Annotated in this window: 10 protein-coding genes; 2 read left to right on the top strand and 8 right to left on the bottom strand. The window is 61.6% G+C overall.

Annotated features, from left to right (window positions below; genetic code table 11):
- Positions 1-2 precede the first annotated feature (2 nt).
- The 5 genes from RIdsm_RS03385 to RIdsm_RS03365 all read right to left on the bottom strand — a co-directional run bounded on the left by RIdsm_RS03385 (position 3) and on the right by RIdsm_RS03365 (position 7767).
- On the bottom strand, positions 3-1328 hold the full coding sequence (locus RIdsm_RS03385; RefSeq protein WP_057820806.1) for an HlyD family type I secretion periplasmic adaptor subunit: 1326 nt from the start codon (positions 1326-1328) through the stop codon (positions 3-5).
- A gap of 3 nt (positions 1329-1331) precedes the next feature.
- Positions 1332-3422, bottom strand: coding sequence for a type I secretion system permease/ATPase (locus tag RIdsm_RS03380; RefSeq protein WP_160325901.1), 2091 nt, complete (start codon positions 3420-3422; stop codon positions 1332-1334).
- A gap of 122 nt (positions 3423-3544) precedes the next feature.
- Positions 3545-4966, bottom strand: a complete 1422-nt coding sequence (locus tag RIdsm_RS03375) for a TolC family protein (protein ID WP_082647542.1) — start codon at positions 4964-4966, stop codon at positions 3545-3547.
- A gap of 357 nt (positions 4967-5323) precedes the next feature.
- Entirely contained in the window at positions 5324-6886 is a 1563-nt protein-coding gene (locus RIdsm_RS03370; RefSeq protein WP_057820801.1) for a carbamoyltransferase C-terminal domain-containing protein, read from the bottom strand.
- Positions 6883-7767, bottom strand: a complete 885-nt coding sequence (locus RIdsm_RS03365) for a hypothetical protein (protein ID WP_057820799.1) — start codon at positions 7765-7767, stop codon at positions 6883-6885. Before RIdsm_RS03365 ends, RIdsm_RS03370 begins: the two co-directional genes overlap by 4 nt.
- Before the next feature lie 236 nt (positions 7768-8003).
- Between RIdsm_RS03365 and RIdsm_RS03360 the strand changes: the two genes are divergently transcribed.
- Positions 8004-9035 carry a DMT family transporter gene (locus RIdsm_RS03360; protein WP_057820797.1) on the top strand — a complete coding sequence of 344 codons (1032 nt, stop codon included), beginning with the start codon at positions 8004-8006 and terminating at the stop codon, positions 9033-9035.
- Positions 9036-9056: 21 nt separating this feature from the next.
- Here RIdsm_RS03360 and RIdsm_RS03355 read toward each other — a convergent pair whose 3' ends face one another.
- Positions 9057-9722, bottom strand: coding sequence for a glycosyltransferase (locus tag RIdsm_RS03355; RefSeq protein ID WP_057820795.1), 666 nt, complete (start codon positions 9720-9722; stop codon positions 9057-9059).
- A gap of 157 nt (positions 9723-9879) precedes the next feature.
- On the opposite strand from RIdsm_RS03355, the gene RIdsm_RS03350 reads away from it, so the two are divergent.
- A complete protein-coding gene (locus RIdsm_RS03350) occupies positions 9880-11520 on the top strand; it encodes an ABC transporter substrate-binding protein (RefSeq protein WP_057820793.1) in 1641 nt (546 codons plus the stop codon).
- Positions 11521-11530: 10 nt separating this feature from the next.
- Here RIdsm_RS03350 and RIdsm_RS03345 read toward each other — a convergent pair whose 3' ends face one another.
- Together RIdsm_RS03345 and RIdsm_RS03340 are read right to left on the bottom strand one after the other, a co-directional pair.
- Positions 11531-12097 (bottom strand): PqiC family protein, encoded by a 567-nt coding sequence (locus RIdsm_RS03345; RefSeq protein ID WP_057820791.1) that lies wholly within the window; start codon positions 12095-12097, stop codon positions 11531-11533.
- Between the two features lie 5 nt (positions 12098-12102).
- Complete coding sequence (locus RIdsm_RS03340; RefSeq protein ID WP_082647541.1) at positions 12103-14136, bottom strand: MlaD family protein; 2034 nt, start codon at positions 14134-14136, stop codon at positions 12103-12105.
- Between the last annotated feature and the right edge of the window lie 44 nt (positions 14137-14180).

The following is a 14180-nucleotide window of genomic DNA, read 5'->3' as shown; positions in this document are numbered from 1 at the left end:
TTCTACCGCTCTCGCAATGCCTCGGCCTGCGCACGACGGAGCGGCTTCAACAGGTAATCGAGCACGGTCTTGCGGCCGGTTTGAATATCCACTTGCGCCACCATTCCGGGGCCGATGGGCAAGGTGTCGTCGCCAATGGCCGGCAATTCGCTCTCGGCTGTGCGCACCATGACCCGGAAGAACTGGTTGCCCTCGGAATCCTCGAGCGCGTCTGCACCGATGCGTTCTACCGTGCCGTCAAGCGCGCCATAGACGAGATAGTCATAGGCGGTGATCTTGACCGATGCTGCCTGCCCGGGGCTTATGAACGCCACGTCGCGCGGGCGGATCTGGGCCTCGATCAGCAGGTTATCGTCACGCGGAACGATCTCGACCAAAGGCGCACCGGGCTGGACGACTGCGCCTATGGTGGTCACGTGAACACGGTTCACCGTGCCGCGAACGGGCGCGCGAAGAAGGGTGCGCGTAACCTTGTCGGCAGCGGAGCGAAGCGCCTCACGCAGCACTGACAGCTCGCCGCTGATCTCTGCCCCGCGTTCACGTGCTGTCAAGACATAGGCGGACTTTGCCGTACGTATCTGGTTCTCGGCCTCGCGAATGGCCGCCTCGATCCCCGGCAGGCGTGCGCGCGAAACATCCAGCTCGCCCTGTACCGCGGCCAGTTGCCCCTGAAGTCGCAACAGCTCTATGCGAGGCACGGATCCGCGTTCGGCCAACCCCTCCGTCAATTCGGTTTCCTCGGTAAGCGGCGCAAGCTGTGCTTCAAGCTTGGCGATGGTGGCACGGCTTTCGCGAAGCGCTGCCTTTCGCTGCGAAAGCTGATCTTCCAGAACAGCCAACTCGGCCTCCAATTGCCCGCGACGAGACAGGAAGACCTCGGTTTCGGCGGCGACGGCGGCAGGCGCACGCTCTTCCAGCCCTTCCGGGAACAAGATTACCTCCGCCCCTTGAGCCTCGGCCATGATCCGGGCCTCGGCGGCCATCAGGGTCGCTTCCCGTTCCTGGATCTCACCGAGATCCGAACCCGCCCGCGTGTCGTCGATGCGCATCAATTCCGCGTCAGGCTCGACGACGTCGCCCTCTTGAACGGAGATCTCGGTCACAACCCCACCGTCAAAGCTCTGAACGACCTGCAACTGACGCGATGGCACGACCCGGCCCGTGGCCCGTGTCACTTCTTCAATTTCGTAGAACCACGCCCAGGCAAAGAAGCCGCCAAGCCCGATCACGATGGCGGCGAGCAACGCCAGGGACCCGCGCGCTCCGCGGTGCCGGCCGCTTGCCGAAGCGTCATTCACGAACTGGTCTTCGACACGTGCACCGAACATCGCCTACTCCGCCGCACGCTTTTCGGTGGCGGAGCGGCGCATCGTCTCGATCACCTTGGCACGGGTATCGTCGAGCAGGATGCGACCACCATCCATCATCACCCAGCGGTTCGCAAGTTCAGCCAGAGCCGGGCGATGTGTGCACAGTATCAACCCGGTACCGGCGGCGTTGAGCGCGCGCAGCCGCGCAACGACCGCAGCTTCCATGTGCCTGTCCATCGCGTTGGTCGGTTCGTCCAGGAACAGGATCCGCGGCTTCCGCAACAACAGCCGGGCCAGGGCCAATCCCTGACGCTGACCGCCGGATAATTGCGCGCCCTTCTCGCCAATGAACCGCGAGAGGCCCGCCGGATCGGAACTTACGAAAGCGGCCATGCCCGCATCCCGCAGCGCCTCCTCGATTTCGGCATGTGTCGCATCGGGGCGTCCGATCACGAGGTTTTCACGCAGCGTGCCCGTGAAGAGCTCCGGCTCTTGCGGCAAGTACCCGACACCTGCCCGCAGCTCCGCCGGGTCATATTGCGCCGAACTGCGCCCGTCGAGCAGGACCGATCCGGTTTCGGGTTCCAGAAGGCCGCAAAGCAGCCGACCCAGCGTGCTTTTTCCTGAACCGACCCGACCGAGAAGCGCGACGCACTCCCCCGGAGCCATCTCAAGCGACAGACCGGCAATTGCATACCGCTCCGCCGCCGGATAGCGATACCTCACATCTTCGATCTTAAGGGCACCTTCCCGGATGCGCGCGCTGCTTTCAACCTCGGGCGCGCGTTCCGGCGGTATCGCCATAAAGGCCGACAATGCCCGTAAAGACTTCAGCGCGTACTGTGCACGAAAGATCGTCTGCGCGATTGCACCCAGCGGCGCAAGCGCTCGGCCGGCAAGGATGTTCGCGGCAATGAGCGCCCCGATAGTAATCTCGCCCTCTGAAACGAGGAATACCCCCCACACAATGATACCGACGCTGACGAACTGCTGGATCATCTGGGTGCCCGACATCGCCACGTTCGACCAGAAACGACTGCGTCCGTTGATCCGGGCCGAGGCGGCAGAGGCGCGTTCCCATTCGCGCTGCATGACGGGTTCAGCATTGAGCGTCTTGATGGTCTCCAGGCCCATCAGCGATTCCACGAGTACCGACTGGCGGCGGCCGGCCAATTGCTGCGCTTCCGCCGCGATCCGCCCCATCGGCAGTTGCGCGACCACGGCCAGGATGAACACCGCCGGCAGCGCCAGAAGCGGGACCAGTGCCAGCGGGCCGACAAGCACGTAAAGCACGAAGATGAAAACCCCGATGAACATCAGGTCGATTAGAGAGACGAAACTGGCCGAGCCAAAGAACTCCCGCACCGTTTCGAAATCGCGGATATGGCTGGCCAGAACTGTTGCGCCATCCTTTCGCGACATGGGTCGCAAGCTCATCGCGTGGTTGAATAGCGAGGCCGCGATACCGGTATCGAGCCGGCGCCCAACGGTTTCCAGTACACGTGCGCGCACACCACGTAGGACCAGATCCAGCCCGATCGCAATCGCCACGCCCAACGCCAATGTCCACAAGGTAATGAAAGCCAGGTTCGGGATGACCCGGTCATAGACGTTCATGACGAAAATCGGCAGGGCCAGGCCCAGCACATTGATACAGAGTGCCGCGATGAAAACCTGTGCCCAGCCGCTGCGGTTTTCCCGGACCGGCCCCCAGAACCAGTGCTGAGCGCCGCGATCGGGCCGCTCAGTCAAGCGACGGTCGGCAAGCGCACCCTCGGGCGTGACCAGCATGACCTCCTGCCGCGTGCGCCGGGCCAGTTTGCGGAGGGGCGTTTCGCGTTCGGGCTCGTCACGTTCCGGGTCTATCACCCGCGCATTGCGACGGTCTGGCGAGAAGCCCAAAAGGACAAGCGGCGCCCCGGTATCACGGAAAATCAGACAGGGCAGCACGGCCGGATCGATGGCCTTCAGGCGCCGCAAAACGAGCCGGGACCTAAGCCCGACAGCAGCAAGCGCCCTTGCCAGATACTCGGGGTCGCGCGGGTCGAACCCCGCTGCCAGACGTGCGCGAACCGCCTCGTCACTCCAGGGCTGGTTGTGATGATGCGCCATCCATGCGACCGCCGCCAACCCTGTTCCCGGTTTATCAGGGTTTGATCTTGGCGCCGCGCGACCCTGCGTCCCCCCTGCCTTGGCGGCAGAGATTTTCCCCGAACCCACCCTGCGCCCGGCGCTCATTCCAGCGCCCGGATCTCGGTATTGAAGATGGCGGCCGGGCGCTTGGCACGCGTCGCGCGCTCCTTGAAGTCAGGAGCCAGCGCAACGTTGGCGTGAGACAGTTTGAAATGCTTGGCCAGCATTCCCTGCGAGGCAAGAAGCCGATATTGGCTAAAGGTGTAGCTCGACTGCGCGCTGACCCGCTCGAACCGGATGTTGAAATAGGTCCGCTCGGCATCGAGAACATCCAGCAGGCTGCGCTGCCCGCCCTGGAATTGTTGCTGGTATTGCTCGGATGTCTTTCGCGCTGCGGCAAGGCGACGGTCCAACAGAACCACGCGTTCGATATTGGCGTCGAAAGCATGCCATGTCCGCTCGGCCATCTCGAAGACCTCGCGGCGCACCTCGTCTCGCTCGGCGGCGGCTTCACTCGTGCGGTATTGCAGGGCACGGCGACGGGCGTCACGGCCTCCGGCATAGAATTCCCAGTCCATTCGCAGACCGACAAAGGCATCCGACTCGCTGCCCGTCGTTCCGCTGACCTCGCGACCATGCCGCACGCCAGCCTGAAGCTTGAGCTGCGGACGTTCGTCCGCGGTCGAAATGCCGACATCGAACTTCCGCTCATCGACGGCGAGTTCGTATTGTTGCAAACGAAAGCTGTTCCGGACGCTGCGAATTACGAATTCCCGTTTGTTCATCGGAAGATTCTTGAGGAACGGTACATGCATCCGACCTTCCGGATCCTTGCCGATGACCGCCAGGTACCGCGAATTGGCATTGTGCAGCGCCTGCTGCACTTCCAGTCGGCTCATTCGGGCCGCCAGAAGACGTTCCTCCGCTTCGAAGCCTGTGCTGGTGGGCAGGCGACCGGCATTTACGAGATCGTCGACCTGCCGGATGATCTTGCGATGCCGCGCGATGTTCTGGTTTGCAACTTCCATCAATTCCCGGTGACGCAGCACGTCGATATACGCCTCGACTGCGTTCAGCGCCATCGTTTCGGAGGCGTCAAGAAGCCTGAAGATTGCCCCGTCGAGCCGTGCAGCATTGCGATAGACCGTGTTGGCCCGGCGATAGCCGTCAAAGAGAGTAAGCTCTCCGACGGCGCCTATCTCGCGATAGACCTTGGTGTCGCGCTGGTCGCCGGCGTTCAGCCGGTCGGCATCGTCGAAATACGAAGCTCCCAGTTCCGAGTAGAGGTTGAGCGACGGACGGTACTCACTTTCCAGCTGCAAAAGCTCCATCGCCGAGGCCTTTACGCCTGCGTCGGCGGCCCGGGCCGTCGGATTGGTGGTCACCGCAGCGCGCACCGCCTCTTCAAGGGTCACAGCCAAGGCGGCCTTGCCGGGGAAGACGGCGGCCATCGCAAGCGAGACGTAGCAGAAGGCGAAAAATGCAGCCCGCAAACCTTTGCGTGACCTGTCGGTCGGACCCATCAGTATTACTCCGAATTCAATGAATAAATCGTGCTGTCTGCCTCGGTGAAAGTCAATTCTGCAATGCGCGATACCAGCGGTTTGCGTCGTTTGCGCACCATTCAGGCAGTCGATATTTACCCTATGAAGCAAGTCCTTCTGACATGCTGGATCTCTTCCGCCAGCGAGGTCGCGCAGGTCAGCCGGTGCGCAAGTTGATCGCTCTGGTCAACGCAAAGGATCTGCATGCTTCGGCTATGCGTCCGTGGCGGCGAACAACCCGATTGAACCATGAACCCTGCCGAGAGATGCTTCGTGTGCACTGGCACCAGGAACATACGGACGTGCCGAACCATCACCGCGGCAAACGACCGTCCGTCACTTCAGCAAGAACAACCTGTCTTTCGCGACAAACCCGTCGAGGCCGAATTCCCTGGCATAGGCCAGGAGATCAGTCGTCTTGTTGATAAACCCGCGCCCAAGAAAATTGAGCGATGTATTGCACAGGACAGCATAGCCGGTCTGCGCCTCGAACGCTTTTAGAAGATCGTGGATCTTGCGGTTCTGGTGTGGTGCGACAGTTTGAATGCGGGCCGAATTGTCGACATGCGTGATCGCCGGCAGCGCGTCGGTTTTCAACGTGTCGAAATACAGCATGAACGGGCTCGGCCGTCCCGGATCGAAGACCTTGGGCGCGAAGTCCTCCGCCACGATTGGCGCGATGGGGCGATAGCTTTCGCGGCGCTTGATGGCATTGAGACGTTCGAGTGAGTCCGCCCGCAACGGTGACGCAAGGATGGACCGATTTCCCAGGGCGCGCGGCCCCATTTCCGCGCGACCGTCGGCATGGGCGATGATCCGCCCCTCCCTCAGAAGGGCCGCAAGCCGGTCCGGATCATACAGTGAGATATCCACGCCCTCTGCGTTTTCGAGATTATCCTCGAAGTGCTGCCCTGCGTAAACGCTCCACTCGAGCTTGGCCCGACCGGTGTAGTGCCGCATGGCATCGACCGCCGTTCCAAGTGCCGAGCCGGTGTCGTTTGCACAAGGGGGCACGAAGACGTCGGAAAAGAACCCGCTGTCACGGAACGCCGCGTTCCAATCACAGTTGAGCCCGCATCCGCCGGCAATCAGTAGCGGCAAACCTGGTTGCAGATGCTGTCGGGCGAAGTCAAAGAACCGGTCATAGAGGGCCTGTTGGAAATGATACGCAAAGTTCATGAAGGCCTGATCGCGAACGCCTGCATTGTAGTGACGGCAATCGGCGAATACGGCTTTCTTCAGGTTTTCGCCCACTTCAGGGATGCCACATATCCGATCGATGAGCGCCGTGTCCTCTTCGCTGGGCGCCGAACCATCATGAAATGCCGCCAGTGCCATCAACTTTCCCGCGTCAGACAGGCGAGGATAGCGCTCGGCATTGGAAAACGTCGGATCAGCCAGCGCATACACAAAGGCATACCGATAGCCCGGGCTGTCGAGAACGGTTGGAAAGGCCGTTACGGTCAGGTCTTCATGAACCTCGTAGAACCGGCCAATAATCCCCTCCCAAACGAGGCAATAGCAGCGCTGGCCTTGAGGGAAGGGGCTCAACGCGTAAGCCGACCAGACGTGCGAGCGCTCGTGCGAGGAAGAAAAATAGGCAACCTCGTGGCCGAGCATCCGGGTTTGACCGGTGACGATCCCATCCTCTTCCGCGCCGAAATACCCAGCGCCGACCTTCCAGCCGAACTCGTTGAAGCCCTTGCTCCAGCCGCTGATGCAGACGGCGTCAGGCGGCGCCTCGAGCCTGGACAACGTATCGACATAGCATTCCGGCCCGATCCAGTCGTGGCGCAGGAAGGAATCCTTCTCTGCCTCAATGGCGAAATCAAGTTGGCCATCCAATAGATGGGCAACCGACCCGTCGTGGCCGGGCTTGTAGGCAAGGAAAGACTTCACTTTGCAGATTCACCCAACTCGGGCGGCATGGGCCAAACCTCTGGCGGGGTCGCCTCCTCCGCGGGGCGGGCGACATAGACCTGAGCGAAGAAGCTGCCGGTCGTCTCGACCCCGTCGGTTTCGTGGCCTGCGGCCCGCGCGATCCCTATGGCGCGTGCCTGCTCGTCCTGGTTTTCGAAACGTCGGTGAGGAAAGGGCGGCAGGTCGAGTGTCTCGACGACCAGCCCGTGATCGGCCATCACTTCGAATGCCGCCTTCCGCTCGTTGCCCCGCACCGGCGAGGTGACAAGCCAGGGCCGCCTCTTCGCCAATGAAAGCAGACGATCGAGCGCCTGTGGCATCAGGTGAGCGACGCTGCCGCACTCGACAACAAGATCACAATCCTCCAGACACGTCAGAAGCCGGTCGGACGGCGCCGAGACCTGAAGGTCTTCGGCAAAGCCATGTTCGAAAAGGCCCGTCGCGCTGGCGTATCCAACGGCGTTCGCGGCCACATCGATACCGTTGAAACGCGTTCCAGGATGACGCTCCGGCAGACTGGCAAGCCAAGTGCGGTCCAACTCCTGCATCTCGGATGCGTCAACTGCGTCAAGTTCCGCATTGGCGTACCGTTCAAGGAACGCGTCGGCAGATACGCTGTGCTTCATGAGCGCGGTGACGATGCCATAGCTGCTGGCAAAATCCAGAACATTGGGTGTTTCGAGCCCGCGCACACGACGGAGCTCGGCGAGAACAGCGCGGAAGATCGGAACTGCATGGGCGTGGTTGGAATAGCCCAGTTGGCGCAACATCCTGTAGTAAGCCCGACAGTCGGGCTGGTCATAGGTTTCGTCGAAAATGGTGACGAACGGCGTGGCCGCCCGCGACGCCTGTGATGTCATTCTGTCCCCTGCCCCGGGAAAATCCCGGGTCCTTCAAATGCCCGAAGACTTTGCCGCCTTTCCCCGTCGTTAGCAATTCCAAAAGCTGAAACAATCCTGAACTTTCAGTCAGCAAATGGCGCCTTGCCTTCACAGAAGCGTCACAGGCTATGAAACAAGTTGATCGGAGAAGCCAGCCTGTCTAACCCCATGCGTCATGGTGCCGCCGCAAGGCTCATCGACGAAAGGTAGCCAGCATGGCAGATGCAAGCGAAGCCCCTCGGGGAAAGATGTCGACGGTTCTGTTTGGAGCCATTCTCGCCTGGATCGCCGTGATGATCTACGCATCGTCGAACTCGATCGTGACGCTTCTGACGCAGATCGGCGAGGTGCATCAGGTCATGGGCCGCAATGCCATCACCTTTTGCAACCTGTTGGCGCTTGGCTCACTCATCTCGCTCATTCCGATGGTGATCTTCTTTCACAAGGACTGGACGCGCGATAACCTTCGCGCGCTGACAATCCGGGATTGGAGCTTGCTGACAGTGTCCGCGGTTCTCTCTTCGGCAGTCACACCGGGCCTCTTTTTCTACGCGCTGGAATACACCACAGTCACGAACGTGGTTCTGATCGGCCGGATCGACCCACCGCTCTTCATTCTTGCCGCCTGGTTTTTCCTGAAGGAAGACCTGGATCCGTGGGCATTCACCGGCGGTCTTGTGGCTCTTGTCGGCGCTGCGGTCATCATCCTCATGAAGGAAGGGGGTGCGAGCCTCAGCGTGGGCAAGGGGGAGATCGCGGCTTTCGTAGCGACACTGACGTTCATAACATCCACACTGGTCACACGGGCCGGGCTGAAAGGTGTCCCGCTGGGTATTTTTTCAATCTACCGGACGGTGCTCGGTACCGCGATCTATGCCAGCATCGCCCTTTACCTCTACGGCCCCGACCATTTTCAGGATCTGCTCGCGCCGGTGGTTCTGAAATGGATATGGGTCTATGCCATCATCGTCATCATCATTGGGCAACTCGCGTGGAATCTAGGGCTCAAATACGCCCGCTCGGGCGACGTGGCACTGGCGACGTCTTTCTCGCCGCTGGCTGCCATCACCATCGCGATGGTCATGCTGGGCGAAGACCCGGGCAAAGGGCTGATCCCCGGCGGCATCATTATCCTGGCAGGTATAGCCGTGGCTCAATATGGCCGTCTACACCGCGAACGAGCAGAGCGTCGCGCCATCGAGAAATCTCTGGAACTTGAAGGAAGCGCCAACTTCAAGGGCGTCTAGATCAGCCCTCTAGGCGAGGTCTCACCCTTCCAACTGCTGCGCATGGTGCTTCAGGAAGAGATTCAGGATGTTCTCTGCCATGGCGTTGTAATGCTGCTTGTTGCGAGGGTCGTGCTTGATCTCACCGATTTCGACCTCGGCGATGGCGTAACCTGCCGTGTGAACACGCAGCATCACATCGATGTCTGCCGCGTTTGTGTCGGCCAGCTTCGGCAGGTCGATCAAATCGCGGTCGAACAGGTATATCCCTGAGTTCGGCGCGCGAACATGGGCCAACTCGGGATAAATCAACTTGATCGCAGGGCGTATCAACAGCCGCGTCATGGGCAGGTCGTCGGTCGGATCCTGCCAGTTGCCCTTTATCATTCCCACACCGGGCTCACGCGCTTCGGTAAGGGTTTCGACCAGACCGGAATCGAATGTCTCTAGATCGGCGTCGATCTTCATGACCCAGTCGCCCTTCGCCGCAGCGAACCCCGTCTTGAGCGCCCGCCCCAAACCCGGTTCGGCCTCTTCGATGACCGTTGCCCCGGCCTCGGCAGCGGCCTCTGCCGTGCCATCCCACGACGCGTTGTCGACGACGATAACCTCGTTCACACTCCGGCGGCCGGCGACGGCCGCAACAACACGGCCGACGGTCTCGGCCTCGTTACGGGCTGGAATCACGATAGAAATGCCGTCTGCCATCCAAATTCTCCCCTGCAGGTCAGAGCATATCTGCACGACTGTTACCGGGGCGCAAGCTTCAGGCCTTCACAAATCCGTCTTCTCCGACATTATAGGCTTTGCCATATGACGTTACCCAGGCCCCGGCTGTTAACGGGGTGCATTCCGGAGTTGCCCGATGCCCAATGACACCGACCGCGCACCGCGCCCCATCGTCCGAAAGCTGGCCCATGCGACCCGGGACGGAAAGATGGACAGGCGGGAGTTTCTTGCGATCGCCAGCACCTTCGGGGCTTCGGCCGCAATGGCCTACGGCCTGCTAGGCCTGCCCACCCCCGCAGCCGCCGAGGAAGAGGGTACGCCCACGCCGGGCGGCGTTTTGCGGATCGGCAGCCGGGTGATGGAGATCACCGACCCGCGCAAGTTCTCATGGAGCGAACAGGGTAACGTCGCCCGCACCTTCTGCGAACCGCTTGTCCGCTGGGAGTACGATGCAACCTTCGCTCCGGTCCTGCTGGAAAGCTGGCATGTCAACGACGACGCGACGGTCTACACGCTAAACGTCCGGCCCGGCGTGACCTGGACAAACGGCGATGCCTTCACGGCCGAGGATGTGGTCCACAATATTACCCGCTGGTGCGATCGCCACGCCGAGGGAAATTCGATGGCATCACGTATGGGGGGGCTCGTGGATCCGGCAACGGGCAAGGCTGCCGAGGGCGCCATAGAGCAGGTCGATGACATGACCGTGCGCTTGCACTTGCCCAAACCCGATATCACCCTCATCGCAGGCATGGTCGATTATCCAGCCTTGATGGTGCATCGCAGTTTCGACTCCGACAGCAGCCTGCATGAAACCCCGATAGGCACGGGCCCGTTCGAGCTGGTCTCTGTTCAGGTCGGGCACAAGGCCGTGCTCAAGCGCCGCGAGAGCGGATGGTGGGGAGGTGCCGCCTACCTCGATGGGGTCGAGTTCATCGACTACGGCGCCGATACCGCGTCGATCGTCGCGGCCTTCGACACCGGAGAGATCGACGCAAACGAGGAAACCCAGGCTGATTTCGTCGACTCGCTCGATGCCCTGGGACTGACCAAGAAGGTCAGACCGACCGCCAATACCATCGTCGCCCGGATGCGGGTCGATACGGCGCCCTACGACGACGTCAATCTGCGCCGCGCCATTCAGATGGCCGTCGACAATCGCGTCGTGCTTGCACTTGGGCTGAATGGTGATGGCACGGTGGCCGAGAACCACCACGTGGCGCCCAGCCAACCGGAATACGCCGAGATCGCACCCATCCCGACGGACCCGGCCAAGGCCTTTGATATGGCAAGCGACGCGGGTCACGCCGAAACGTTGATTGACCTGGTTTCGATCGACGGAGACTGGCGCACCACGACGACCGACGCCATCGGCGCACTGCTGCGCGAGGCCGGTTTCAATATCCGCCGTACGATCATCGCCGGCCAGACATTCTGGAACAACTGGACAGGTTACCCCTTCTCGACCACCAGTTGGGGCGGCCGGCCCCTGGCCGTGCAAGTCCTGGCACTCGCCTACAAATCAGGCCAGCCGTGGAACGAAACAGGCTTTTCAGATCCTGAATTCGACGCGCTGCTCGAAGATGCCATGGCCACCCCCGACCCGGATGACCGCCGCGAAATCAGTGCGAAGCTTCAGACCATCTTGCGCGACAGCGGCATCATCATTCAGCCGTTCTGGCGGAACCAGACCATGCACCATGCCCCGAACGTCAAGAACCTCAGCCGGGAGCGGTTTCGCGAGCTACAACTCGACTGCGTTTGGATGCAAACCTGAAAAAACCTGATCAACGGAGCCCGGAGCGGGCAATTTCGACCACGAGATTGCGCACTGCCTGACCGCGGGCCTGCGCGATCCCTGCCACGGTATCCATGCCGTCGATGGGAACGCTGAGATCGAACAGGCGCGCCCGGTCTCGGCCGGTTTCGGTCGAGACGAAATACTGCCCGGCAAGGCGGAACGTCCCGTCACTCTGCGCGAGAATATCCTCGACACGAATTTCGACCGTCGCCTGCGCCCTTTCCTCGAAAGGCCACGGCTCGGACGCCACTTGCGCGCCTGTCACCTGAGCCAGATGGCGAGAGATTTCCAGCGTAATGGCGCGGCTTGGATCGTCAGCCCAGAGCAGCCCCTCACGGCTGTTCAGAAGACCAGACTCATCAGCGATGTAGATCTCTTCCGCGGCCGCGTAGCTGGGAAGCGACACTTCCCTCAATTCGACCGTGCGATAGGATATGCGCTGCTTGTCGGCGATGTCCGCCTTTGGAATCGCCACCCGCTGCGGCGGCGGGCCGCCGCAGGCCGCGAGCGCGGAAATGGAAAGAACAAGAAGTGCGAGCAAACGTTTTGGCATGAGAATCAACGCCCTGTCAGAAGTGAATTTGGATTGCGTTCGATGGCACGAGCCAGCGACGCGACCGCCTTCGCGGCCTTCTGGATTTCGGTCAGCGCATCGCGCGCGTCTCGGCCGAGGCCATTGTCGGCCCGGTACCCCTCAAGCGTCGAGCGCGCCTGTGAGAGTACCCGACGCGCATCGGCAATAAGATCCGGCAATCCGCGGCCCGCCTCGGCAAAGGTATCCGCCGCTTCGCTCGCCGAATCGAGCGCCGCGGTCGCATTCTCGACGACGCCGCCTTCTCGCAACTGCGCAAGGATCGCGCTCAGTTCGGACAGCGCGCCGTTCAGCTTGCCTGGAAGCGCCTTGGCGTCGTCGCTGGCCAACAATGCGTCGGTGGTCTGGATCAGACCGGTGAGCTCGTCGGCCATCTCCTGGATCTCGACGGTTTCGGCCTTTGCCGCCACCGCATTCAGACGTTCGACCAATTCCGGCACGCCTTCGACAGCCGACGAGACGCCTTCCGCAGCATTGGCGGCATTGTCCACGGCAGTGGTAAGCTTTTCCGCAAGCGCCGCTTCGTTGAACTGCGTTACCGTCTTGTCGAGCTCGGCTATGAGCGCATCGAGCCGCCCGGGAAGGGCTTGCACCTCGTCAGAGCCGACAACCTTGCGGGCATCTCCGAGAAGGCTGTTGAGGTTCTCGGGCACGCCCTTCACTTCCTCGCTGGCAATCAGCGCACGCGCCTCCTGGAAAAGCTCGGTTGCCGAGACCATGACTTCCTCGATCGGCAGGTCATTGATCCGCTTGAACACGCCCTGCGCGGTGGCAGAAACGTCGGCGATATCGTTCTCCGTCGTTGGCAGGTAGTAGGTATCCTGCTCGCCTTGCACCAGGGCGGCGGGCTGGGCTTCAGGCTCGTCGACCAATTCTACCTTCAGCCCTCCGGTCAAGATCGAGGCCGACGTCAGCCTCGCGCGCAGGCCGCCTTCAACGCGTTCGCGGAAATACTCCAGCGCATCCTCGGCACCGGACCCGTCTTCCAGGCCAAGACGGCCCACTCTGATGGACAGCGAAACGACAAGTCGCACACGGTTGTCACCAAACCGCTCGGGGTCGATCAAACCGTTCAGGGCACTGACCTCGCCGATCTTGAGGCCGTTCAACTCTACCGGCGCATCAGCCGTCAGGCCGCCGACATTTTCCCGGAAGACGACGGCGAGCGTCAGCGTTTCCCCCTCGTCCGCTGCGAAGAGGCTTGTCCGCGCCGCCGATTCCTCAGGGTAGACGGTGAACGTGCTATCCGGCTCGACAGGCTCTCCGCCAGACACCATCGTTTCAAAGGTAACGCCGCCCGCAACAAGCGAGGCGACCGAACTGAAGTCGAGCGCGGCGCCGTTCGGCCCCAGCGAGAACGAAAAGCCCGACGTGTCCCAGAACCGTGTCGATGAGGTGACCAGCCTGTCATGCGGTTCGAAGATCATCGCCTCGGCCTGGGCGGAAGAGCCGTCCTCGGTGATAGATGGTTTGCCTACTCGCCCGACGGTCACGCCGCGATAGAGGATCGGGGTATTCTCGATCAGCGAAGCGCGGCCCGAGGCGCGAAGTGTAAGCTTCAACCCGTCCTGCCCCTGCCGTTCGAGCGGGGCGTCAGGCAGCCCTTCGAACCGCCCGACATGTCCGGCAGGCTGATCATCCCACAGTCCCTCGATGTAAACGCCTGACAGAACTGTATTGAGGCCTGACACACCCTGCGTGGTCACCTGCGGACGCACCACCCAAAAGCGCGCTTCGTCGTCGATGAACGGGGCAACATCCTTGTCGACACGCACCGAGACCAGAACGCGTCCGAGACCCTCGGTAAAACTGACTTCCTCGACGAGGCCTATGGCGACGTCGCGATACCGAAGCTCGGTCGAACCCTCCTTCACGCCTGCCGCGTTCTCGAAGCTGATCTCGATGACCGGCCCACGTTCGGCATAGCTGCGCCAGGCAATGACCAACACGACAATCAGCGCCGCCAGCGGGACGATCCACACGATCGAAATGCGTTCCATGAACCCGCGGCGTCCCGATTGCACAGGGGCCTTTGGTGGGGTAT

The organism is Roseovarius indicus, assembly GCF_008728195.1.
GTDB classification, from domain to species: domain Bacteria; phylum Pseudomonadota; class Alphaproteobacteria; order Rhodobacterales; family Rhodobacteraceae; genus Roseovarius; species Roseovarius indicus.
Note: the sequence above shows the minus strand (reverse complement) of the source record. Positions and strands in the feature narration are given on the sequence as shown.